General features: G+C 61.9%; 17 protein-coding genes and 1 CRISPR repeat array. Of the genes, 10 read left to right on the plus strand and 7 right to left on the minus strand.

Features of this window, described 5'->3' with window-relative positions:
• Positions 1–24: 24 nt before the first annotated feature.
• Positions 25–2,439 (minus strand): CRISPR-associated endonuclease Cas3'', encoded by a 2,415-nt coding sequence (locus BXY39_RS10825; protein ID WP_211332201.1) that lies wholly within the window; start codon positions 2,437–2,439, stop codon positions 25–27.
• A 359-nt stretch (positions 2,440–2,798) separates the two neighbouring features.
• Positions 2,799–4,473: direct repeats of the CRISPR family, unit length 31 nt; unit sequence GTTTCAATCCACGCCCCCGTGTGGGGGCGAC.
• A 315-nt stretch (positions 4,474–4,788) separates the two neighbouring features.
• Between BXY39_RS10825 and BXY39_RS10830 the strand changes: the two genes are divergently transcribed.
• Positions 4,789–5,457, plus strand: coding sequence for a transposase (locus tag BXY39_RS10830; RefSeq protein ID WP_121938843.1), 669 nt, complete (start codon positions 4,789–4,791; stop codon positions 5,455–5,457).
• A gap of 190 nt (positions 5,458–5,647) precedes the next feature.
• Positions 5,648–6,046: a YbaN family protein gene (locus BXY39_RS10835; RefSeq protein ID WP_121938844.1), complete on the plus strand. Its 399-nt coding sequence runs from the start codon at positions 5,648–5,650 to the stop codon at positions 6,044–6,046.
• Between the two features lie 387 nt (positions 6,047–6,433).
• On the opposite strand, the gene BXY39_RS10840 is transcribed toward BXY39_RS10835, so the two are convergent.
• The gene (locus BXY39_RS10840) at positions 6,434–8,329 is read right to left on the minus strand and encodes an FAD-dependent oxidoreductase (RefSeq protein WP_121938845.1); all 1,896 of its coding nucleotides are present in this window, start codon (positions 8,327–8,329) and stop codon (positions 6,434–6,436) included.
• A gap of 758 nt (positions 8,330–9,087) precedes the next feature.
• Here BXY39_RS10840 and BXY39_RS10845 point away from each other — a divergent pair.
• Positions 9,088–11,511 (plus strand): TonB-dependent receptor, encoded by a 2,424-nt coding sequence (locus BXY39_RS10845; protein ID WP_170163770.1) that lies wholly within the window; start codon positions 9,088–9,090, stop codon positions 11,509–11,511.
• Between the two features lie 276 nt (positions 11,512–11,787).
• On the opposite strand, the gene BXY39_RS10850 is transcribed toward BXY39_RS10845, so the two are convergent.
• The 5 genes from BXY39_RS10850 to BXY39_RS10870 all read right to left on the minus strand — a co-directional run bounded on the left by BXY39_RS10850 (position 11,788) and on the right by BXY39_RS10870 (position 17,757).
• Positions 11,788–13,521: an ATP-binding protein gene (locus BXY39_RS10850; RefSeq protein WP_147453546.1), complete on the minus strand. Its 1,734-nt coding sequence runs from the start codon at positions 13,519–13,521 to the stop codon at positions 11,788–11,790.
• Positions 13,522–13,565: 44 nt separating this feature from the next.
• Complete coding sequence (locus BXY39_RS10855; RefSeq protein ID WP_121938848.1) at positions 13,566–14,702, minus strand: DNA cytosine methyltransferase; 1,137 nt, start codon at positions 14,700–14,702, stop codon at positions 13,566–13,568.
• Positions 14,703–14,838: 136 nt separating this feature from the next.
• A complete protein-coding gene (locus BXY39_RS10860) occupies positions 14,839–15,042 on the minus strand; it encodes a DUF6471 domain-containing protein (RefSeq protein ID WP_121938849.1) in 204 nt (67 codons plus the stop codon).
• A 166-nt stretch (positions 15,043–15,208) separates the two neighbouring features.
• Positions 15,209–15,631: a very short patch repair endonuclease gene (locus tag BXY39_RS10865; protein ID WP_121938850.1), complete on the minus strand. Its 423-nt coding sequence runs from the start codon at positions 15,629–15,631 to the stop codon at positions 15,209–15,211.
• Between the two features lie 866 nt (positions 15,632–16,497).
• Positions 16,498–17,757, minus strand: coding sequence for a muconate/chloromuconate family cycloisomerase (locus BXY39_RS10870; protein ID WP_121939010.1), 1,260 nt, complete (start codon positions 17,755–17,757; stop codon positions 16,498–16,500).
• 348 nt (positions 17,758–18,105) lie between these two features.
• Here BXY39_RS10870 and BXY39_RS10875 point away from each other — a divergent pair, with 348 nt between their 5' ends.
• The 7 genes from BXY39_RS10875 (at position 18,106) to BXY39_RS10910 (ending at position 24,640) form a co-directional block, all read left to right on the plus strand.
• Positions 18,106–19,014 carry a LysR substrate-binding domain-containing protein gene (locus tag BXY39_RS10875; protein WP_121938851.1) on the plus strand — a complete coding sequence of 303 codons (909 nt, stop codon included), beginning with the start codon at positions 18,106–18,108 and terminating at the stop codon, positions 19,012–19,014.
• 520 nt (positions 19,015–19,534) lie between these two features.
• A complete protein-coding gene (locus tag BXY39_RS10885) occupies positions 19,535–20,284 on the plus strand; it encodes a dioxygenase family protein (protein WP_121938853.1) in 750 nt (249 codons plus the stop codon).
• 196 nt (positions 20,285–20,480) lie between these two features.
• Positions 20,481–21,179: a dienelactone hydrolase family protein gene (locus tag BXY39_RS10890; protein ID WP_121938854.1), complete on the plus strand. Its 699-nt coding sequence runs from the start codon at positions 20,481–20,483 to the stop codon at positions 21,177–21,179.
• Positions 21,180–21,304: 125 nt separating this feature from the next.
• Positions 21,305–22,366: a maleylacetate reductase gene (locus tag BXY39_RS10895; protein ID WP_121938855.1), complete on the plus strand. Its 1,062-nt coding sequence runs from the start codon at positions 21,305–21,307 to the stop codon at positions 22,364–22,366.
• Entirely contained in the window at positions 22,360–23,571 is a 1,212-nt protein-coding gene (gene pcaF, locus BXY39_RS10900) for a 3-oxoadipyl-CoA thiolase (protein ID WP_121938856.1), read from the plus strand. The genes BXY39_RS10895 and pcaF overlap by 7 nt, the downstream gene beginning before the upstream one ends.
• Positions 23,572–23,582: 11 nt before the next feature.
• Positions 23,583–23,936, plus strand: a complete 354-nt coding sequence (gene nrtS, locus BXY39_RS19340) for a nitrate/nitrite transporter NrtS (protein ID WP_170163771.1) — start codon at positions 23,583–23,585, stop codon at positions 23,934–23,936.
• The gene (locus tag BXY39_RS10910; RefSeq protein WP_121938857.1) at positions 23,933–24,640 is read left to right on the plus strand and encodes a CoA transferase subunit A; all 708 of its coding nucleotides are present in this window, start codon (positions 23,933–23,935) and stop codon (positions 24,638–24,640) included. The genes nrtS and BXY39_RS10910 overlap by 4 nt, the downstream gene beginning before the upstream one ends.
• Positions 24,641–24,714: the final 74 nt, after the last annotated feature.

Genomic DNA, 24,714 nt, shown 5'->3' on the forward strand with positions numbered 1-24,714 from the left:
GGTGCGGGCATTCAGCCGGCAGACTTAAAAAATCTGCCGTTCCGCCGCCCGGTATGTGGGGTCGCGCCAGTCCAGGCCATACCGGGGGCTGTACAGGTTGGCGAAACTGTCCGCGCCCAGCGCCCAGAACTGGTCGCCCAGCCGGTGTTCGTCCACCGTGGCGATGACCCCGGCCCGTTTCAGCGCGTCAAAGGCGGCGGGCGGCACCTGCACGGTGTAGCGTTGCAGCCGCCGGGCCAGCGGGCCGATTTTCTCCGACCCGTCGGCAAGTGCCGCGATCAGCGCCCGCGCCCTGTCGTCATAGGGGATCAGCACCGGGCGCTGATCGCTGTCGATCATGCGGAAGGCGCGCGCCACGGTGGCGAAGTTGAAATCGAGCCGGTTGTCCCGCAGCGCGAAACTGTCCGGGCCCAGAATACGCCGGGTGTCCAGCCCGTCCTCGGCGCCGACGGTTTCAAGCCAGTAAATCTCGCGGAAATAGTCGCCGATGGCCGTCAGCGACAGCGGGTCGTCGCCGTGGCGCTCCAGCACCCGCCGTCCGGCGTCGGCCTGGCGCTGCAACAGGGGCGGCGGGTTGACCCCGGCGGGGGTGAAGACATGAACCGGACTGTCCCCGGCGGGCCGGCGCCCCTCGCGGTTGCAGCGGCCCGCCGCCTGGGCGATGGAATCCAGCCCGGCCACCGCCCGGTAGACCTGCGGGAAATCCACATCCACGCCCGCCTCGATCAAGGAGGTGGAAATCAGCCGGCACGGCGCCCTCGATGCCAGGCGGGCCTTTATGGCCGCCAGTTTTTCGCTGCGGTGCGCGGCGCACATGCTGGCGCTCAGATGGAAGACGCCGTCCCGGTCTCCATCCGCCCCATCCCGGCTCTCATCCTGGTCTCCATCGTGGTCCCGGTCCCGGTTTCCATCGTGGTCCTGAACCAGTCGCATGGCCAGATCGCGGGCGTGCGCGCGCGTGTTGACGATACACAGCACCTGCCGTGCGCGGACCAGCCGTTCGGCCAGCGCGTCATCGTCCAGGCGGCCGGCCTGTTGCACCGTGACACGCTTGAAATCCCGGTACAGGCGCGGCGGGTCCGGCGCGATTTCGCGGACAGCGGTCAGGGCCGCTTTTTGAAACCCGCTGTCCGCCGTCAGGGCCGGCTGCGTCGCCGTGCACAGCACGACGCTGGCGCCGTAGGCGCGGCTCAATTCCGAAATTGCCGCCAGGCAGGGCCGCAGCAGGGGCAGGGGCAGCATCTGCGCCTCGTCCAGGATGATGACGGACCGGGCCAGATTGTGCAGCTTACGGCAGCGCGACGGACGGTCGGCGAACAGCGATTCAAACAGCTGGACATTGGATGTCACCACGATGGGGGCATCCCAGTTTTCCATCGCCTTGTTCAGTTTGCGCCGGGCCTCGGCCCCGTCATTGCGGCTTTCGGTGAAGGCGCTGTGATGTTCGACAATGGCGTCGCCGAACCCGCCCAGCGCGGCGCGGAAGGTGGCGGCGGTCTGTTCGATGATGCTGGTATAGGGAATGGCGACGATCACCCGGTCCAGCCCGTGGCACCTGGCGTGCGCCAGCGCGAACAGCAGCGAGGCCAGCGTCTTGCCGCCGCCCGTCGGCACGGTCAGGGAAAATAGGCCCGGCCTGTCCCCGGCCGCCGCCCGCGCGGCGTCCTGAATGGCGGCGCGCCGGTCGTTGACCGCGCTGTCCGGCGTGCTGGCCCGCGTTCCAGCCGTCAGCGCGGCCAGATGGACCTCCAGCGCGTCGTGCAGGTCGGCGATGGCGGGAAAGGCGCGGTCGCGCGGCGGCCGCCCCTCGGCCCGGTCGTAGAACGCTTCGGTGTCGAGGAAATCGGCGTCCACCAGACAGGAAAAAATCATCCGCGTGAACAGGGCCAGGGCAAAGGCCGGCCCATTGCCGGCCCCCTGGGCCACGGCCGCCGGCGGCGCCGGCAGGCTGTCCGGCAGGGTGATCTCGTCGCCGTGGGCGCCATAGGGCGCCACCGCCTTGGTCAGGCGGCGGTCCAGCCCGCTGTCCGGCGCCGTGGCCGAGATCCAGTCGGCCAGCCCGGCATGGTGGCCGGCGATGGCATAGGCCGGGATCATCCCCCTCAACCGTCCGTAGGCATGGGTGCAAAGCTGCGCCCCGGCGCTGGAATGGTCGACGCGCGCGCCGCCCTTCAGCCTGTCCTGAAAGGCCCCGGCGTATTTTCCCACATCGTGCAGCAGCCCGGCCACATGGCCATAGTCGGCGGCGCCGAATTTGGCGGCATTCTCCGCCGCCCGCCGCGCCGTGCCGCGCAGATGCGGCGCCAGGCCGTGCCAGTCCGTTTCCGGCCGGCCGTCAAGGGAATGGGCGTAATAGGGCATGGGGGCAAAATCGTCCTCAACCGGGGTGGCGTCGCGGGCGGTGCAACCATACCTACAGCAGCCGGACGTCTTTTCCAACCGCCCCGCGCCCGGCCACCGGGGCGGGAAAACGCGCGGCGCACGCACAAAAAGCCCAAGGAGACAAAAGCCGAAGGAGACAAAAGCCAAGAGGGATAAAAGGCACAGGAGCAAAACGACAGGGGGGGACAAATCCGTCGCCGCACCGCCCCGTTTTATCCAGGGACAGTATCCTATTTTTCAATCGCCGGTATGTTGGAAATAATCTATATATTTTAATAAGATATATCGTTCGGCGAGAGAGTGAAAAACAGGATACTGTCCCCGGTTTTATTGTGGCGGCCGGGGGGTGTCGCGGCGACCCGCGTGCAAAAGCGGACACGCACCCCCGCGACACCAGTCCCATCGGCCATGTCGATCTGTCCAGCCACGCCCCCGTGTGGGGGCGACTTGGGGTGCGCGTCGCCTCGCGGGGGATGGGAGGTTTCAATCCACGCCCCCGTGTGGGGGCGACCGTGCCCGGTACCCGCAAGGGCGCGGGTGCTGTGTTTCAATCCACGCCCCCGTGTGGGGGCGACCGGCGGCGGACCGGGCCGGGGCACGCTGGACGACTGGTTTCAATCCACGCCCCCGTGTGGGGGCGACTTTCAATTTCCTGGGTTTCGCGGCGCATTTCTCCGGTTTCAATCCACGCCCCCGTGTGGGGGCGACCTGAAACGCCGGGGCGAGGCCAGGCGGGTATTCTACCGGTTTCAATCCACGCCCCCGTGTGGGGGCGACCCCCTTCACCGCGCGCATGCGGCGGCTTGGATTTGTTTCAATCCACGCCCCCGTGTGGGGGCGACACGTTTGCAAACCGTGGGTCTTTCAAGGTGATGCCGGTTTCAATCCACGCCCCCGTGTGGGGGCGACTCCAGCAGGCAATTGCGCTCTTTCGATTTATAAAGGTTTCAATCCACGCCCCCGTGTGGGGGCGACCAGAGGGACCGGTCCAGCGCCCTTGCAGCCCAGGTTTCAATCCACGCCCCCGTGTGGGGGCGACGTCAAAAATCCGCTTGGGTCCGACAAGCCGACGGCGTTTCAATCCACGCCCCCGTGTGGGGGCGACACGCGGCCTTTGAGGCTGGCGACCAAAGGTTCTGGTTTCAATCCACGCCCCCGTGTGGGGGCGACGCCTGCGCGCGCTGGATGCGGCGTGGCTAGGGATGTTTCAATCCACGCCCCCGTGTGGGGGCGACCGTCTCGGTGTATGGCGTGCTGGTCGATGGAAAGGGTTTCAATCCACGCCCCCGTGTGGGGGCGACTGTGACCGTACAGCTATCGGCCGGCACGGACGGCGTTTCAATCCACGCCCCCGTGTGGGGGCGACGCGCGTGGCAGTTCCAGTTTTTCGCCGCCGAAATGTTTCAATCCACGCCCCCGTGTGGGGGCGACCCTTGACGACGCCGTGTTGCGCGACATTGGCGAGGTTTCAATCCACGCCCCCGTGTGGGGGCGACGGCAGTGAAATTGACCGGCGCCGGCGCGGTATCGTCGTTTCAATCCACGCCCCCGTGTGGGGGCGACCCCCATGGGAGGGATGGGAGGAGGCGGCTATCTGGTTTCAATCCACGCCCCCGTGTGGGGGCGACCGTGACAGCCGCCACCGCAAGGTGCCGACACCGTCAGTTTCAATCCACGCCCCCGTGTGGGGGCGACCAGATTCAGAACGCCCAAGCTGTGGAGATAATCAAGTTTCAATCCACGCCCCCGTGTGGGGGCGACGTTGCCGCATTTCTCGACTTTCTGCGTCTTGGTGTTTCAATCCACGCCCCCGTGTGGGGGCGACGCGCGCATCGACAAAGACAGCCGGGTCCGTGGACTGGATGTTTCAATCCACGCCCCCGTGTGGGGGCGACAAGGTTTTGAGCGGCAAAGGTGCTGCGTCAATCTGTTTCAATCCACGCCCCCGTGTGGGGGCGACGGCAACTAACAGGGGGCAAAAATGCCAAATCTATGTTTCAATCCACGCCCCCGTGTGGGGGCGACCCGTTCTCGGCAGCTATGCCGTTCACGTTCCGATTGTTTCAATCCACGCCCCCGTGTGGGGGCGACTGTGGTTTTATAAGACATTGTCAAAGAACGGGAAATATCGAGTGTAGCGCGAACCCGGTGTCAGGGCGACCGGTTTGTGCGGGCGGTGCCCGGTGGTCGCGGCCGCACGGCAGGCTGGGCGCGGTGTTGCGGCCTGCGCGAACCCCCCTGGGATTTGCCGACAGCTTGGGGATCGCGCGCAACTCTGTGCCTGCCCTTGTGCCCGGCCCTTTGCGCATCCTGACGCCTGCTCCGACGTCTGCTCCGACGTCTGCTCTTGGGCCCACCCCGAATTTAATCGGGGACAGTATATGGTTTTCCTGCTAGGATTGTGTCATGGCAAGGTTGGCGCGACTGGTGGTGCCGGGGCACCCGCATTATGTCACCCAGCGGGGCAACCGCTGGCAGAAGGTGTTTTTTTCCGAGCAGGATTATGCCGATTATCTGACCCAGCTGACCTTCTGGGCCGGGCGGGCCGGGACGGAGATCTGGTCCTATTGCCTGATGCCCAATCAGGTGCATCTGATCCTGGTGCCGGCGCATCCCGACGGCCTGCGCGCCGCGCTCGGCGAAGCGCATCGCCGCTACACCCGCCTTATCAATGAGCGCGAGGGCTGGCGCGGCCATTTGTGGCAGCAGCGCTTTCGCAGCTTTGTCATGGACGGTGATTATCTGCCGCACGCGGCGCGCCATGTGGCGCTGGCCCCGGTGACGGCGGGCATGGTGCGCCGGGCCGATCATTGGGGCTGGTCGTCGGCGCGGGCGCATCTGGACGGCAAGGATGACGGCATCGTGCGGGTGGCGCCGCTGCTGGAGCGCATCGGCGACTGGCCGGCCTTTCTGCGCGGGCCCATGGACGCGGCGGTCTCCCGCCGGCTGGAAACCCATATGAGCACGGGGCGGCCGCTGGGCTCCGACGCCTTTGTCACCGCGCTGGAGGCACGGTTCCACCGCCCCTTGCGCCCGCGCCCGCCGGGCCGGCCGCGCGCGGTCGCCGTGCCCTGACGGGTGGCGGGGCCTTTCATGACCGCCTTCAGGCCCGACTGTTCGGACTGTTCGGGGTATGCGGGGCCTTGATTTCCCGGCGGTGTCGTTTTGGCGGGCAGCGCCCTTTTGCAATGCCTGATGCAATGTCTGGGGTGGGTATGGGTGAAATCGCTGCGGACGCGGCGATCCATCGTGCTATGTCACGGGTATGAGCGGCAGACCCCCCTTTTCGCCGGCGCGGCCGGTGTGGTTTCTCCTCGGCCTGATGGCGCTGGGCGCGGGCATGGCCGGCGTCGTCCTGCCGCTGGTGCCGACGACGCCCTTCATACTGCTGGCGGCGTTCGCCTTTGCCCGCTCGTCGCCGCGCCTGCATGACTGGCTGCTGGCGCACCGGGTGTTCGGCCCGCTGATCGCCGACTGGCGCGCCCACGGGGCGATCCGCCGGCCGGCCAAGGTGGTGTCGATGGTTTCCATCGTCATCGTCGCCGCCCTGTCGCTGATCATGGGGGTGCCGCTGACGGTGTTCGCCATACAGCTGGTGGCGCTGGGGCTGGTGGCGGCCTTTATCCTGTCGCGGCCAAGCCCGCCGGCGGACGGCGCGGGCTGAGGGCGCACCCCGATCCGGAGGCGACCGGATTAATATGGGGACAGTATCCTGTTTTTTCCGCGCGGCTTCGTTCTGAAAATACCATTGAAAGCAATGGCTTGAGGGGCAATTTCCTGGCACGGAAAACCGTATACTGTCCCCATATTAATCCCTTTTGATGAACGCCCACCGGCATGACCCCTTTTTTACCGGAGACCCGCCCGGCGTACTGGCCTGGTCTGGCGTACTGGCCTGGTCTGGCGCACTGGCCTGGTCCGGTACGCCGGGCGGGGTGGGGGATATCTGGCGGGCCGGGCTGCCCACCCGGCCCGCCCGGCCCACACTGTTTTGGCGGCCGGTGCCGCCCATCGGGAATCGCGGGGGCCCCTGTGTTGGGGCCGATGCGCCTCAGGCGGTGGCGGCTTCGCGGCTGGGCTCGGCCGCCGGCCGGGGGGCGGCGGGGCCAGTTGTGTTTTGCGTATCGGCCTTTTGCGTGCCGGTGGCGGCCTGTTCGTGTCCGAGAATGTGTCCCATGGCCGCCGTCAGGTCGGCGGCGGCGCTGTCGCTGACCGCGTTCGCCCGCCAGGCGACATAGACGTCGGGGCGGACGAGCAGGGCGCCGGTTTCCGAAATTTCGCGCACGCGGGCGAAATCGCCGTGCGGATCCTCGATCCGCTGGCCGGGGCCGATGACATGCACGTCGATGGGCACGCCATGCTTTTGCGTCGCGGCCTTGGCGGCCTCAACCCAGGCGTCGCCGCCGGTGCCGGTCAACAGGGTGAAGCGGCCGCCGCCGCACAGATGCAGCAGCGACACCCGCCGGCCGTCCCGTGCCACCCAGCCATGGGGCAGGCGGGCGCCGGGGCGGCTGCTGGACTGCTGATACAGTTCGGCGTCGCGGGCGAAGCCGGGGTCGTGGGACCCGTCGGCGATGACGGCGGTGGAGGCGTAGCGCTGGTTCATCTCGACCCCGTGGCAGTTATAGACATAGTCGGAGGCGTCAATGGCGTCGCGCAGAGCCGTGCGGCGGGCGGCGGCCTCGGCCGTGGGTTCTTCCAGCGCGTCCATGTTGCGTTTCATCTGGTCCGGGTCCTGGGTATCGAGCAGGCCCAGCGCCTGCAGGATCGGCGGGAAACTGCCCAGGCTTTTGTTGGCGCGCTTGACCGTCTGGGCGGCCACCGGCGCGCGCTCGGCGTCATAGGTGTCGAGCAGGGACGGGTCGGCCTTGCCCTTCAGCACCAGCGCCAGTTTCCAGGCCAGATTGTACGCGTCCTGGATCGACACGTTGGAGCCCAGGCCGTTGGTGGGCGGATGGCGGTGCACCGCGTCGCCCGAGCAGAAAACCCGCCCGTTCGACAGCCGGGTGGCATACATGTCGTTCACCGTCCAGGTCGAGGTGCTGTCGATGGATATGTCGATACTGTCATCGCCGATCAGCTTGTGGACGATGTCGGTGGCCATGGCGTCGGTCAGTTCCGGCGGGCCGGTCTCGATATCGTATCCCCAGATGGCGAGCCAGCGCGTCCACGGCCGCACCATGCGCACCACGCCGATGCCAAGACCCCCGACGCTGGAGCCCGGCTGGATGACCCAGTACAGGACGCTGGGGCGGTGGGCGACATATTTGGACAGGTCGGCGTCGAAGACGATGTTCATCGAGCCGGACACCCCCATCCGCCCTTCCAGCGGCAGGCCGGCATCGTCGACCACCCTGGAATTGGCGCCGTCGGCGCCGACCAGATATTTCGCCCGCACGCTGTAGACGGCGCCCGTCAGCCGGTCGCGCAGACGCACGGTGACGCCGTCCGCGTCCTGGGTGAAGGACAGATATTCGGTGTTGAACCGTACGGAGGCGCCGCGATGCGCGGCCTCGCCCGTCAGGATGGGTTCCAGCAGGTTCTGCGGCAGGTCGCAAATGGTCTCGGGGCTGGCGGTGGCATAGTCCGACAGCCGGTGCGGCTGGGTGCCCCAGGCGCGCAGACGGCCCAGTTCCTTGCCCGCCAGGCTGGTGCAATAGGTGTTTTCGCCCATATAGTCATTGGGCACGGCCAGTTTCAGGGCCTGATCGGCGATGCCGAGGTCGCGCAGAACCTCCAGCGTGCGCTGGTTGGTGATGTGGGCGCGCGGGGTGCGGGCCGTCCAGCCGTATTTGTTGATGACCATGCAGCGCACGCCATGGGTGGCCAGCGCCAGGGCACAGGCGCCGCCGGACGGGCCGGTGCCGACGATCAGCACGTCTGTTTCCGTTACGGGCGTATCACTGCCGGCCGGCGCGGCGTGTGCCTTGGACGTTTTTTCGGACATGGTCACTTTCCCTCATTTCCCTTTCGCACGCGGTGCGATTTTTGGTCCCTTTCGCACGCGGTGCGATTTTTGGTCCCTTTCGCACACGATGCGATTTTTGGTCCCCTCTCGCGGCGCGGTTCTGGTCCCTCGCACGCGGTGCGATTTTTGGCCGCGCACGCGGTGCGGCCCCGACCCCCGGTTTGGGCCGCCGTGCCGTCTCAAGCATTGGTCAACTTTGGTCAACACGGGTCAACTCTGGTCAATTCCAGTCGATATTGGCCATGCTAATGCGCGGTGCCATTGCGGCGCCAATACCTTTTGCGGTATTTGCGATACCGTTCCGGTATTGATGCCGGGTATCGCCGCCCATTATGATGCATGGAATCCCATGGCGAAAGCCCCCCTGCGGTCCCGGTATGGCCCCCATATGGCCCCCCCGTATAGCCCCGCGTATAGCCCCCCGTATGACGCAGGGGTTTTCACCCCATGTGCCACGGCGCTCACCGCCGCTCCCTAACTCCAGGCACGATTTCAGGCACGATTTCAGCAACGGGCCCGCCCAATCGGGCCTGCATCGACGCATGCCTGATTGGTAATACCTGATCCGTATGAAAGAGCCTTGAAAAAGGTATTAGACGGTATTAATGCGAATCCATAGCCTTCTGTACTGCGGCACGAGCAGGCTGAGGGGCCGCCCCGTCACCGCCCACACCGTTACGGATCGCCCGTACCGGTCGTCCGGCGGCCGGGGGGACATGCCGCGAGGGGAGGGAAGCGTGAACACATACAGCACACAGCGGGCCGTCTCGCGCCCAATCGGTTTGCAGGCAGGTGGATTTCGGGCAGGCGAATTTCGGGCAGGTGGATTGCACCCGGCGGAATCGCGGGCGCCCGGTGTCTCTGGTATCTCCGGTATCTCTGGCATTTCCAGCATTGCTCTGGCGGTCGCCCTTGCGGCGGCGGCGCCGTCGGTCCAGGCGCAAACAGACGGGCAGGCTGGTAATCAGGCGGATGCGCAAAGCGGCGACGACTATGTGATCGAACAGATCACCGTCAGCGCCACGCGGCGGGTGGAAAGCATTCAGGACGTGCCGGTCTCGGTGTCCAGCATCAGCGCCGACACCATCCGCGCCACCGGCGTCATCGATCTGGCGGAACTGTCGCGCTATATCCCCAATTTCGAACTGTCGGATGCCAGCATCCTGCCCAATCTCTATGTGCGCGGTATCGGCTCCGGCACCACCCATTCCATCGAACAGTCGGTCGGCCGCTTTATCGACGATGTCTATATCGGCCGCGCGGTGATCAATCTGCACCCCCTGATGGATGTGGCCAATGTCGAGGTGCTGCGCGGGCCGCAGGGCACACTGTTCGGCAAGAACACGCTGGCCGGCGCCATGATCATCAACACCGGCAACCCGACGCGGGACTTTGACGCCGGCATCACCGCCAGCTACAGCGATTTCAGCACCACCGGCGGCATTCTCGGCTTTGAGGGCTTTGTCTCCGGGCCGTTGAGCGACAACCTCAGCGCCCGCGCCGCCTTTATCTACAAGGACCGCGACGGCTATGTGGAAAACCGCGCGCCGGGCCCCGACGGCGGCACGCGCGAGGATTTCGGCGGACGCGTCAAGCTGCGCTGGGACGCGTCCGACTTCACCACCGTCGATGTCAAGGCGGAATACATGACCTATACCGAGGACGGCCAGACCCCGTCCGAGGTGGTCGCCGGCCCGCCGGAGGCGGTGTTCCAGCAGTTCGTGCCCGATTTCACCTTTGACCAGGACTGGGTCAGCCATATCGACTGTACCGCTGAAATCGAGGGCACCACCTTCTGCCCCGACCGCGACCAGGACAGCCTGAACCTGACCCTGAACATCGCCCATCAGTTCGAGGGCGTGGGCGAATTGCGGTCCATCACCGCCTTTCAGGCCTATGACTATGTGCACCGCTTCGTCGCCATTGACGGCGGCGTGGCCGGCGGCGCCTTCCGCGCCACCCGGGACGAGGATTTCGAGGGCTGGACGCAGGAACTGCGCTTCACCTCGGAAGAGTTCGACACGTTCGACTATATCGTCGGCGCTTTTTACGAAAACAGCAGCCTCGTGCGCCTGCAGAATGACGACACCAATGTGCCCGCCTTTCTCGGCGGCGGGCCGCCGGCCAACACGCTGAACGAGGACTGGTCGCAGGACACCGAGACCATCGCCGTGTTCGGCCAGGCGCGCTGGCGTTTCGCCGAGCGCTGGTCCGCCATCATCGGCGGCCGCTGGTCCTATGAGGAAAAGGATTTCGGCTTTTTCAGCCGCACGGTCGCCTATAACGGCGATCCCAATGTGGACCCGATCCTGCCGGGCACGGAAGAGCTGGACTTCACCGCGACCCGCGACGAGGACCGCTTCACCCCGTCCCTGACCCTGCGGTTCGAGGCGACCGACGACCTGATGCTGTTCGCCACCGTGTCGCAAGGGCACAAGACCGGCGGCTTCAGCGACCGCCCGCAGGAGGACCAGGATTTCGACGAGGAAATCAACACATCCTATGAACTGGGCGTCAAGGGCACCTTCCTCGACGGGCGCCTGCAGGCCAATCTGGCGTTTTTCCGCATGGAGCTGGAGGACCTTCAGGTCGCGCGTGCCCTGCCGGGGCCGACCGTGACGTTCGAGGTGCAGAACGCGGCCGAGGCGGTCAGCCAGGGGCTGGAGTTTGACGCCGTCCTGTCGCTGGAGGACGGCTGGACCATCGGCGGCAGCTTCGCCTATACCGACGCGACGTATGAGGATTTCCCGGGGGCTGCCGCCGTCTGCCCCGAGGTCGGCGGCTTTATCGAGGACGGCCTGTGCAATTTCGAGGGCATTCCCCTGATCTTCGCGCCCGAATACAAGGGCACGCTGTTCGTCGAATACAGCACCGGCCCCATCCTTGGCGGGTGGAGTTTGAACACACGCGGCGACGCCAATTATTCCAGCGACTATTATACCGAACTGGCCTATTTCGAGACGTTGCGCCAGGACGATTATTTTCTGTTCAACGCCAGCGCCCGCTTCGTGTCGCCGGATGAACGCTTCGTCATCTCCCTGATCGGCAAGAATTTGACCGAGGAATATGTACTGGCCTGGGGGCTGGAGGCCGGACCCAGCCAGTTCGTCACCCCCAACCCGCCGCGCGAACTGGCGATCCAGCTCAGCTACCGCTACTGACGGCGGTCCCGCCGCGTGTGCGGAAAGGGCCGGTGCGGGAATATGACAACTGAAAGTTGATGATTTGGATTTTCAGGCGAACACAGCACGGAAGACCATACCTTATGGTATTTTTCCTTATCGTGCAGTTTGTTTAGCCTGTAGGTCCGCAATTTCCGCAGTCGAAACTATGTTGACTTCCGATTCCTTCGCGCCGATTGGCTTCTATCCACGCTGGGTCTGTTCTGTTACACTTACCCTTAATCCTGTAATAAAACTTAGTGTGTAAGTCTATTGCTATCGCTCATCAGCGTCGCTCTCATCCAAGTCAACGTCGTCGGGCCGTTCGATTAGGTGCTTAAGGATAGGAAGTATTTCGTCTCGAATCTCTTCCACATTTGGCACACCAATCTTGTGTCGGGGATTGTGGATTGCAGAATCCATACGTCCTTTATGCCCAGCAAAGTCCTGAACGGATCGATCTAAGTGGGTTCCGATATTTTCCCCAAAAATACCACGTGTCTTTAGCAGGTATCCCAAAATGTCTGATAGTTTTGGTTCAAGCTCTCTCCTTTCTTGGGGTGTCATCTTGGGACGCCCGGCAGCGATGCGGTCTTTGTTACGAGCAGCAATAATCGCCTTCTTTAGGACCTTAAGCTGCTTAATTTCAATCAAGTAGTCTTGCGCGGCAATTTCAAAAAGCATGCGCATTAGCGCAAGAGAAGTATAGCGTTTTTTGTTTATAGGGGTTGTTTGCGCTTCGAAAACAAGTGTTCTTAGCTTGGGTTGGCATCTTGATACGTCGATATCAGGGGGCAATACCATCCAGTCTTTTGGAGGCCTTTTAGGTTTTTCTGGCTTTTCGAATTGTTTTTGCTGCTGGTTACGTCGCTCTTTGGCCAAAATATCATCAGTAACAGTTTTATTTTCGAGAGTTTTACCCTCACGCCGGTAACTGTCTGCAATGTTCGCAAAACTCACCCACTTTCGTACCGCGTCTTGCATCATATCAAGAGCAATCTCATAAGTTTCGTGTGTTAATACTAGATCTGTTTTGCTAGTATTAAATGGTAATTCTTCTGTGTCCTCTGAATAAAAGAATACTGAGCCCACAAAACCATTGTACTCATTGTGCCATACATGATCCCAACCAGTTTTTTCTTCCTTATTTCTAAGCGCGATAGCGCGGTCGTTGCAATAAACGCTCCACCCGTATTCACGAGTTAAGCCTTTATTGCTGTGGCCTTTTTTCTTGGGTTCCGCTGAAAATCTGTGATCAGAATGCTGGCCAGCCTTAATGAGTATTTTTGCACCGTTCGTCAGCGTGTCACTATCCTCAATTTTCGGAAATGGCGAATCTGCGCGAACATGTATGAATTTAGCAGTCAATACATCACCATTGATCGATAATAAAAGACCACGATCAAGGAAGTATGCATAAACCTCGGCGGCGACCTCTGCCAAACGATCAACTTTGCTTTTTCTGCTTAAGAATCGGATGGCGTGTTCATTGGGTTGGGTTATCTCCACACGTGTACCAGTTGGGCCATCGTATTTATGTGACGTAGCGGAAATTGTCCAATGGTCTTGATCTTCGACGTATTTGGCTACATCGAGTTCTACAAGACACTCTTCACCTAAGGTCCGTGAATCTACAAGACCTACTCCTCCAATTTTGAAAATCGTTCGATTCAAGCCGACACCGAATAGGCCAATACCACTCGACTTTACGGAAGGCGCGCCGAACTTTAGTGCTCCCTCTTCAATAGTTGCTGATGTCATTCCAGGTCCATTGTCGGCGACGGAAACCATGCGAGCATTGATTATGACTTCAATTTCAAGCCCGCTAAAATCAGTTAGTACTCCATGCTCGCTCTTTGTGGCATCTGGGTCAGCTAATCTCCCAGTATGCCATGCATCGATAGCGTTATCGATTAAGTCGAAGATGCAGGCTTGGACTGAGCTGTCGCGTGTAAAGCTTTTTACTACGCCTGCTTTGGTCGGTTCAGTATCTGGGTATAATTCAGCCATGGCCCCCTCTGATCGCCAATCAATCTTTGAGGGAACTATGGCCACTATGCCGCTTTTTTCAAAGAAAATTTCTGGTTTATTACTTTCAGAATTTTTTGTGAGACAATTGGGGAAACGCTATTTCCAATCATCCTGAAACTATGCCATTTCGCCGGGTGAAAAACGAACCAATCAGGGAAACCCTGCAGACGCGCCGCTTCGCGTACCGTTATTACACGAGGGGCTCTATAGTGAATTGGACGCATTGCTTGGAAGCTACCTTTGTCACTCCCTGTACCCGCCCTGAGAGTAGGGCAGAATTCTAAAGGATGAAGTTTGGGATATCGGCTGACCTTCTCTGTCGTACCGGGGCTTGTAGCTTGAAATCGTTGAGCGACGGCCTCAGAATGTGACGTATCAGAAAATCCACTAACAAGGCCGTTTGCGAGCTGTTTCAACGCTGTAGCCCATCCCAGCCCTTTTTTTGGGGAGCGGCGCATTCTTTTTGCGTATTGTGATAATCGAAAACTCTTATCGCTGCGATAGCCACCCCACACAAATTGCTGCTGATACGGCGAGATTGCAATCGGACTTGATAGGTCTTCAATTGCTTGACCAGCCTTAACTTTCCGGCATGATTTTGGCGGCGCAAAATCCCCAATAGTTAAAGTATCTAGCTCATCTGGTCGGTACCCGACAACAACTACGCGCGTTCTAGTCGTTGGCGCTCCATAATCCGACGCTTTAATGATCATTGGGTCTAGTACAGTATATCGGCGGGCAATTGGCTCTAGCGATGAATACAGGATGTCTACGGTTCGTTCATCTAGTAGACCTTCCACATTTTCCATGATAAAGAATTTCGGATCTAAGTACCCAACCTGTTCGAAAAATTTGGAAATTAGTGTATTTCGAGGGTCTTCATTATCTCTTTTGCCAATTCGGCTAAAACCCTGACATGGGGGGCCGCCAATGACACCGTCTGGGCGTCGATCTTTTAAGAGGAAGCGCCATGCGGATTGCGTTAGCTGACCTACATCGGCCTGGATTGCATGTGTATTTGGGAAATTCAAACGATACGCAGATTGCAGCGTTTCGTCGATGTCGATCGCAGCCAGACTATGAAAGCCCGCGAGTTCTGCACCTAGTCCGAAGCCGCCTGCACCGCAATATAGGTCCACCACAGTAGGTCCACTCGACATAACGCACGCCTCAAGCCATTAAGAGTTAAGGAGATTCTAACGAATCTCGCTAAAATAGAAATATCAAATTGTCAGTTGGTGATGGTCTTTTTCGATCGAAGAGGCAAAACTTTTACGATTAAGCTGATTGAAGGTATCAAAATTGCAATTGCTTGCACTCGATAGCTTCCAGTGCCTTCAGTAGGAATGCAGCACTGAATGTGCCTCTTGCAAGATTTTGAGGGGTTTCGTTAATGTCAATGTCCTCCAAGCGTTCAGCCAGCTCCACATTGTTGATATCGTGGCAAGCAAGCGCTTCTTTTGGCAGGGTCTTAGCCTTAACTTTCCAGTCGGCACGCATTGTAAGGACTCTAAAATTATCTAAATAATTTCAACATATATGATGTTTTGCTATTGATAATGCAGAAATAACAGAAGTTGATCATTATGTATGATGAATTACTTACAAAATAGGAAAAATTATTTACTTTTTCTGTAAATTCATTGTTGCTGAAGTGATCTGAAACCTAAATATAGTTTGAATTTGAAAAAATCTTCTGAAGGTGCAAACGCGCTTTATCAATTGTTTTTGCTTGGCATTGCCATATTACTGCGACTCGCCATCCTGCAGCCTCAAGTGCTTTGGTAATCTGCTCATCACGGGCTACGTTCCTCTCAAACTTATCGCGCCAGAATTCTACATTCGTTTTGGGCATAGTTGCTTTTGAGCAACCTTTATGACGATGCCAATAACAGCCATGAACAAAGATTACTGTACGTCGCTTCGGAAATACCAAATCAGGGGTGCCTGGAAGATCTTTGCGATGAAGCCGGAACCTTAGTCCTAGCCCATGTGCAGCGCGACGCACTATTAGCTCAGGACCAGTGTTTTTAGATCTAACGGCTTGCATTATTGCTCTACGTTTTGCTCTCGTTACGTGATCCGTCAATATTTATACTCACCTTTGTTTGCGTTATAATAACTCTCTATTATAAATGTCATCATCTGTCGAAATTTTTGATTTTGCTTATTTTATAAAGGTTTGAGTCATCCGAAAGACGGCAGTAATTCCACCATAATATATCCGAGTTATTGCAACATGTTTTCGATTTCACTGTACTTCAATAAAAAAATTTTTGACATTCTCTGCTATAAGCGTGCCCAGTGCCGATCTGCTACAATAATCGAAAAAACATAAAATTCTTTATATTTTAATTTAGAGTTTATTATTTATTTTGCTCTCGTATATGAGATAGATATCGATCTATGACCCAGATTAATTAGATCGGTGTTTCATTATAAGCATGATTTTCTTCAAGCTCGCTCTTCAAGTCTAGAATGTCCAATTTAGTTCAATCCACTGGTTCACCAACTCACTTAATAGCGGATATATCCCCATAATGCTCTCTTTTGAGCACATTATGAGGCAAGAGAGCTCGATGATCGTGCTTGTTTAGATAATGCCTGTCTGCTCTGTGTAACCTTGGTTAGCCTTCCAATCGACCTGATAAAATACAGGGACAGTATATGGTTTTTCCAGAGCGTCAAAGCAGACGATAAATCTTTTTAAACAAAGGGTTGTCGGAAAATTCGGAGCTGGAAAAAACAGGATACTGTCCCCATATTTTCTCTCGTATTTTCCAATGGCCGTTGCGGGGGGGGGCTGTCTCTGATCGCGGTGCCTGTGGCCGATCACGCCCCGTGTTGAACGCGTTTCCGGGGGACCGTGTTTTGGCCGCGTGGCTTCTTGCCGGCCTGTTGCGGGGGGATCGCTTTTGGGGCGGGGCTGTCGTCCGGCCCCGGCGCCGGCTTAGGCTAGCCGGCGGTGCCTGTCTGATCGGGGATGCCTGCCTGATCGGGGATGTCTGTCTGATCGGGGATATCTGGCTGGTCGGATGGGCCCGTTTGCCCGGACGGTTCCGGCTGTCCGGGCACGCTGTGCACCGTATAGTCGCGGTCGCGGCGAAAGGCGCGGAAACGGTCTTCGTCAAGGGTGGCGGCGATACCGGGACCGTCCGGCAGGTGCAGCGCGAAGTCACTGTATATGGCGGGCTGCGCCGCGATGTCCTCGGCGATCAGGCCGGGGCCGCACAGTTCGCCGCCATAAGGCAGGGCCGGCAGCGTCACGCACAGCTGCATGTTCGCCGCCGTGCCGATCGACGATTCCAGAAATGTGCCCATATACAGCGACACCCCGCCGGCGGCGGCGATGTCGGCGATGCGCTTGGTCGGCAGGATGCCCGCCGATTTCATGATTTTCAGCGACACCAGATCGGCGGCGCGCATGGCGGCCACCCGCACCATGTCCTCGGGCGTGGTGACGCCCTCGTCGATCATGACGGCGGCGCCGGTCCGTGCCGTCAGCCGGGCCGAGGCCTCGTGATTCCAGCGCGCCATAGGCTGTTCCACCATGACCACGCCGGCCTCTTCCATGCGCGGCACCGCCCATTTGGCGGTGGTCTCGTCCCATTGTTCATTGGGGTCGACGCGCACGCTGGCCCGGCCTTCCAGCGCGCGGGCAACCGCCCCGGCGCGCGCCACGTCCTGTTCCGGCGCCAGCGCGCCCAGCTTCATCTTGAAGATATTGTGCCGGCCGGCCTCGATCATGGCTTCGGCCTCGGCGATTTCGGCCTCGGCCTTGCCGGTGGCGAGCGGCCAGGAACAGGCCAGGCTGGACCGGCGCGGCCCGCCCAAAAGGTCGCACAGCGGCAGGTCCAGCGCCTTGCCCTGAATGTCCAGAAGGGCCATTTCCACGCCCGCCTTGGCGAAACTGTTGCCGTAGAGCGTGCGGTTGATCGCGGCCATCAGCGGGGTAATGGCGAAGGGATCGGCGCCGACCACGTGGGGCGCGATATAGCGGTCGATCATCAGCTTGATGGACTCGACGCTTTCGCCGCCCCACCACGGACCGGAGGGCGTCACCGCCTCGCCGATGCCCTCGATGCCGTCTTCGGTCAGGATACGGATGAGGACGATGCTCTGGTCGCGGGCCCCGATGGCGGCAAAGCGTTGCAGCCGCCGCATCGGCAGGTCGACGATGACGGCCTCCAGCGATCTGACCCTGATCTGGCTCATCGGGATACCCTTTCTGTTTCCCCCGGGACGGTTGACCGGCCCTTGTCGTTGGTTTGCCGGCCTTCCGGCTTGTGTCCGTCGGTGCGGCGGGGTCAGCCCGACCTCCCGTGCCGGCTGTTTACCGGGGCCGACCGTTTCCAGGCCGTCTGTTTCCAGACTGGCTGTTTCCAAGCCGACCTTGCGCGTCCGTGACATGCTCAAGGTACCGAGGCGGGCGGGCTTAAGTAAAATACCATCTCGGGCCTTTGTGGATACCGATTTGGTATTGTGGACAATTGTGAAATGACTATGATTGTATGGCATAAGGCCCGGTAAACGGGCGGGACGCCAAAAGGAAGGGGCAGGGTCATGGAATTGCGGCAGTTCAGATATTTTGTCGCCGTGGCGGAAGAAGGCAATTTCGGCATGGCCGCCGACCGCCTGAACGTATCGCAGCCGCCGATCACCCGGCAGGTGCGCAAGCTGGAGGAGGAGTTGGGCGTCACCCTGTTGAAGCGCACCTCCAAGGGGGCGGAGCTGACGCCGGCGGGCGCCGTGTTCCTTGACGGGGCGCGCCAGGTGCTGGCCCAGGTGGCCCGCACGGCCGAACGCTGCCGCGCCGCCCAGCGCGGCGAGCTGGGCACGCTGGAGGTGGGCTATTTCGGCTCGCCCATTTACCGGGTGATGCCGCGCCTGTTGCAGGCCTTCCGCAAGGCCGCGCCGGATGTGGAGGTGGCGCTGCACCGCCTGTCCAAGAGCGAGCAGATCGCCGCCTTGAAGGCGGGGCAGATCCATATCGGCTTCGGCCGCTATTATGCGCCGGAGCCGGGCATCGCGGTGGAACAGATCATCACCGAGGGCCTGTCGGTCGCGGTGCCGGCCGATTTCGTCTCCGGCGCGGTCAGCGACGATCCGCTGGCCATTTTCAAGACCATGCCGCTGGTGCTGTTCCCGAAAAGCGGGCGGCCCAATTTCGCCGACGAGGTGGTCGCCATCCTCAAACGCGAAGGGGTCGAGCCGACCATCGGCGCGGTGTCGGAGGATGTGCGCTCGGCCCTGACGCACACGGCGATCGGCGCCGGGGCGACCATCGTGCCGGGCACGGTGGCCGATTTCGCCTGGTCGGGCGTGCGCTTCCTGCCGCTCAGGGCGCTGGCCATGGAATGCCCGGTCAACTGCATCTACAGAAAGGCCGATACCTCGCCGCTTTTAAAGGCGATTCGCGCCACCATCCGCGATTTCCGCCGCGATTATGCCCAGGCGGGCGCTGATGGCTGATGGGCGTTTGGCGTGCTTCTGGCGGGCGTTTGACGGGCGGCTGACGCGCGCCTGAAAGGCTTCTGGCGAGTTTTTGGCGAGTTTTTGGCGGGTTTTTGGCGTACTTCTGGCAGGCGGCCAGCGGACGGCGGCAAAAGCCGGGCGGGCGCCGCGCGTGTCGACCCCGCCGTTTGCGCCGCCTGTCGGTCTGGCGGTTGTTATCCTTGTCTTTTTTGCCGCTGACACGGCCTGGCTTTGCCGTTCAAACGGTCTGGCTTTGCCACTCGGACGGCCCGGCTTTGCCGCTGAAACGGTCCGGCTTTGCCGCTCAAACGGCCCGGTACGCGCACGCGGGCGCGGCGGCGGCGCGTGTCCGTCCCGGCGCGGGCCCTGACCGCCCGGTCTACGTGATACGGTTCCGATATCACGGACCCTCTTAAAAAGTATTAGACGGTATCATTTTCCCTGCATAGGATTTTGCCCGTAATCGGAGAGGTTTTCAGCCGGCGGCCGGGCCGTCGCTGTTTATGGGGAGGATCGGATGACCAACCGTCTTGACGCCGTGGTAAGCTCAATCGTGGAAGGCGTGCGCAATGCCCTGAGGGAGCATGACGTCACCTTCGAGGAATATCGCAAAGGGTTCAAATTCATGATGGATGTGGCGGAGGCGAAGGAGCTGCCGCTGTTGATGGATTTGTTTCTCAACACGACGATCGTCGAAATCCAGAACCGGCAGGCCCAGGGCTCGCCCTCCGATCTGGAGGGGCCCTATTTCCGCAGCGACGTGCCGCTGGTGACCGACAAGATCAAGACCATGCCCGAGTTCGGCGGCACGCCGCTGGTCCTGCGCGGCCATGTCAAGGACACCGACGGCAACCCGGTCGAGGGGGCGACGATTTTCGTCTGGTCGTCCACGCCGGACGGCAAATACAGCGGCTTCCACGACAATATCCCGGTGGACTATTACCGGGGCAAGCTGCTCAGCGGTGCGGGCGGCGCCTACAGTGTGGAAAGCACGGTGCCCGTGCCCTATCAGATCAAGAATAACGGCCCCACCGGCGCGCTGTTGGAGGCCATGGGCCGCCATTCCTGGCGCCCCGCCCATGTGCACTACAAAATCCGCAAGGACGGCTACAAGGACCTGACCACCCAGGCCTATTTCGAGGGCGGCGAGTGGGTCGGCGACGATTGCTGCGAGGGCAAGCTGACGGACGATTTCGTCATCGCCGAAACGGTCGAGGACGGCAAGCATGTGATGGACATCGATTTCGTCATCGAGCGCGCCGCCTGATCCGCGCCGGGGGTCCCCCGGCTGTCCGGCCGACTGTTCGCGGCGCACCCTGCCGGTCCACCTGTGACCGGCAGGGTGCCAGACGGGACGACCGCATGGGCCGACCCAAAAACCGACAGTCCGGAAAACCGACGGAAAACTGCCGGAAAGCTGACAGAAAACTCACAGGTAAAAACCACAGGACAGGGCAGAAACCATGTGTCACGGACAGGCCGTCACGGCATTTCCCGCGCCGGTTCCAGGGGCGCCGTTCGACGGTGCCGTTTCCGGCTATACCTACGGCGACGAGACGGCGGCCAGCCGCATCGCCGTCCTGCCGGATATTTACGGCTGCAACCCCTTTTACCAGGGCTTGTGCGCCCATTTCGCCGCGAGGGGCGCCAGGGTGTTTCTGGTCGACACCTTCGCCGGTCTCGGCGATCTGCCGGAAATGACGCGGGAGGCGGCGTTCGCCCGCCGGGGCCGTGTGCGCGACCGCGATTTTCTCGACCGGTTTCAGACCTTTGCCGCCGGGGCCGGGGTGACCGGTGTCATCGGCTTCTGCCTTGGCGGGCTGTATGTGTTCGAACTGGCGCGGCGGGGGATGGATGCGGCGCTGGTCGGGCTGTACGGTTTTCCGCAGGGGCTGCCCAATCAGGACCCGCTGCCGGTGCCTTTCGACTATCTGCCCGACGTCCGCCAGCCGCACCTGATGCTGCTGGGGCGCGAGGATGTGCCGGTGGGCGCCGACACGATCGCCCGGCTGGAAGACATGGCCGCCAGCGTGCCGGCGCTCAGCCTCACCATCTATGAGGGGGTCGGCCATGATTTCCTGCCCCTGCTCGACAGCGACGACGCGGGTGAGCGCGCGGCGGCCGAGGATGCGCTGGCCGCCTGCGAGGCCGCGCTGCTCTGAACGCCGTCATCGGCCGGTAGCCGACCGGGCATGGGGCCGTCTGTCATGACGCCCTCTGGTCCGCCGCCGCCTGGTTTGCCGCCATCCGTGTGCAGGGATTTGATCCGTTATTGGGGAGGCATGTTGTGGACAGCTTTATCTATACCGGGCTGCCGGCCCGCGTCGTCTTCGGCGCCGGCACCACCGCGCGTCTGGGCGCCGAGGCCGACGCCCTTGGCATGACCCGTCCGCTGGTGCTGACCACGCCGCCCCAGGCCGCCGACGGCGAGGCGCTTGCCGCCCTTTTGGACGGCCGTGCCGCCGGTGTGTTTTCAGGGGCCGCCATGCATACGCCCGTCAGTGTCACCGACGCGGCCATGGCCGTGTTCGAGCGCAGCGGCGCCGACGGCCTGATCGCCATCGGCGGCGGCTCCACCATCGGTCTGGCCAAGGCCATCGCCCTGCGCACCGACGCGCCGCAGATCGCCGTGCCGACCACCTATGCCGGCTCCGAGATGACGCCCATTATCGGGCAGACGGAAGACGGCGTGAAAACAACGCGGAAAACCCTGAAGGTGCTGCCGGAAACGGTGATTTACGATGTCGACCATACGCTGAGCCTGCCGCCGGTGATGAGCCTGACCAGCGGCATGAACGCCGTCGCCCACGCGGTCGAGGCGCTTTACGCCGAAAACGCCAACCCGGTCCTCAGCCTGATGGCCGAGGACGGCATCGCCGCCCTGGTGCGCGCGTTGCCCGCCATTGCCGCCGGTCCGGACGACCGCGCGGCGCGGCGGGATGCGCTTTACGGCGCGTGGCTGTGCGCCGTCTGTCTCGGCTCCGGCGGGGTGGCCCTGCATCACAAGCTGTGCCATGTCCTTGGCGGGTCGTTCGACCTGCCGCACGCCGAAACCCACACCGTGGTGCTGCCCCATGCGCTGGCCTATAACGCGCCGGCGGTCGCCCCGGCCATGGAGCGGCTGGCCCGCGCCACCGGCAGTGCCGATCCGGCCGGCGCGCTCTATGATCTGGCGCGGGCCGGCGGGGCGCCGACGGCGCTGAAAGACCTGGGCATGCCGGAAGACGGTATCGACAAGGCCGTCGAAATCACGTTTAAGAACCCCTATTGGAATCCGCGGCCGCTGGAAAGGGACGCCATTCGCGCCATCATCCGCGCCGCCTGGCAGGGGAACCGTCCGGTATGTTGAACCAACCCGTCTATATCTGCGACAGCGTGCGTACGCCCATCGGCCGTTTCGGCGGCGCGCTGGCCTCGGTGCGTGCCGACGATCTGGCCGCGCATGTGCTGCGTGTGCTGATGGACCGTCATCCGGGCCTGGGGCAGGCCGTCGACGATGTCTTTTTCGGCTGTGCCAATCAGGCGGGCGAGGACAACCGCAATGTGGCGCGCATGGCCAGCCTGCTGGCGGGGCTGCCCGACAGTGTGCCGGGCATGACCGTCAACCGGCTGTGCGGTTCCGGCCTTGACGCGGTGGGGACGGCGGCGCGGGCCGTTGCCAGCGGCGAGATCGATCTGGCCCTTGCCGGCGGTGTTGAATCCATGAGCCGCGCGCCCTTCGTCATGGCCAAGGCCGAGACCCCGTTTTCCCGCAAGGCGGAAATTTTCGACACCACCATCGGCTGGCGTTTCGTCAACAGGGCGATGGCGGCGCAGTACGGCGTCGATTCCATGCCGGAAACGGCGGAAAACGTGGCCGAGGACTATCAGATCTCCCGCGCGGATCAGGACGCCTTTGCCGCGCGGTCGCAGGCGCGCGCCGTCGCCGCGCAGGCTTCCGGCCGTTTGGCGCAGGAAATCGCCCCGGTCACCATTCCGGTCAAACGCGGCGACGATATCGTCGTGTCGGACGATGAACACCCCCGGCCCGGCACCACGGCGGAAAAACTGGCGAAACTGCCGGCGCCGTTTCGCGACGGCGGCAGCGTGACGGCGGGCAATGCCTCGGGCGTCAATGACGGGGCGGCGGCGCTGATCGTCGCCTCGGAAAGCGCGGTGGCGCGCCACGGCCTGTCGCCGGTCGCCCGCGTCGTCACCATGGCCACCGCCGGGGTGCCGCCGCGCATCATGGGCATGGGCCCGGCGCCCGCCAGCGAAAAGGCGCTGGCGAAAGCTGGTCTTACCATCGCCGACATGGACGTGATCGAGCTGAACGAGGCCTTCGCCGCCCAGGGACTGGCGGTGCTGCGCCAGCTCGGCGTGGCCGACGATGCCGACCATGTCAATCCCAATGGCGGCGCCATTGCCCTCGGCCATCCCCTGGGCATGAGCGGCGCGCGCCTGGCGATGACGGCGGCGCGGGAACTGCGCCAGCGCGACGCCCGCTATGCGCTGTGCACCATGTGCATCGGTGTCGGCCAGGGCATTGCCGTCATTCTTGAAAACGCGGCCTGAGGGCGGGGGCGATGACCGCGCCTTCAGCGCCTGAGCCCTCAACGCCGGGCCCCTCAACGCCTGACCCCGGCGCCTTTGCCGCCACGACGTTCGGGCAGGCGCTGCGCTGTCCGGTCACGGTGCGCCGGGCGCTGAAAGTGTCCGGCGTGGTCGGCACGCTGTTGGTGCTAATCAATCAGGGGGACCTGCTGCTGGCCGGCATGGCCCCGCCCCTGTGGAAAATTCTGCTCACCTATCTGGTGCCTTATTCGGTGTCGTCCTATTCGACCGCCGTTTTTATGGTGGAAATCGGCCGGCAAACCGGGCAGGACGTAAAAACCGGACATCGGCCGGCTGTAATCGAGGACAGGGAGACGGGGGCATGAACAAAATTTTCGACACGCCGGAGGCGGCGCTCGACGGGCTGTGCCGTGACGGCATGATGGTGATGTGCGGCGGCTTCGGCCTGTGCGGCATGCCGGAAAGCCTGATCAACGCCCTGCAGGCGACGGGCGCGGCCGGCCTGACGGTGGTGTCCAACAATGCGGGCATCGACGGTGTCGGGCTCGGCCGTCTTCTGGAGACCCGGCAGATCGCCAAGATGATCTCCTCCTATGTGGGCAACAACAAAATCTTCGCCGAACAGTATCTGAACGGCGAGATCGAGCTGGAATTCAACCCCCAGGGCACCATGTCGGAACGCATCCGCGCCGGCGGCGCCGGCATCCCCGGCTTTTACACCAAGACCGGTGTCGGCACGCTGATCGCCGAGGGCAAGGAGCATAAGGATTTCGACGGCCAGACCTATATTCTGGAAACCGGGCTGGTGGCCGACCTATCGCTGATCCGGGCGGAAAAGGCCGATACCGAAGGCAATCTCGTCTACCGGAAAACCGCGCGCAATTTCAATCCGATGATGGCGACCGCCGCCGCCGTGACCGTGGTCGAGGTGGAGGAGATCGTGCCCGCCGGCAGTCTCGACCCCGACCATATCCACACGCCCGGCATTTTCGTGCAGCGGATCGTGCGCTCCACCTGTCCGAAACAGATCGAGTTCACCACCAACCGCGAGCGGGCGGCAGCCGGCTGACACCGGGCGTCCGGTCCGGCCTTTCCCCGCTCGCGCCTTTTCGGCGGCTCTCCCTTGGGCCGTTGTTGGCAGCA

It is taken from the genome of Eilatimonas milleporae, from assembly GCF_003688555.1.
Taxonomy (GTDB): domain Bacteria; phylum Pseudomonadota; class Alphaproteobacteria; order Sphingomonadales; family Kordiimonadaceae; genus Eilatimonas; species Eilatimonas milleporae.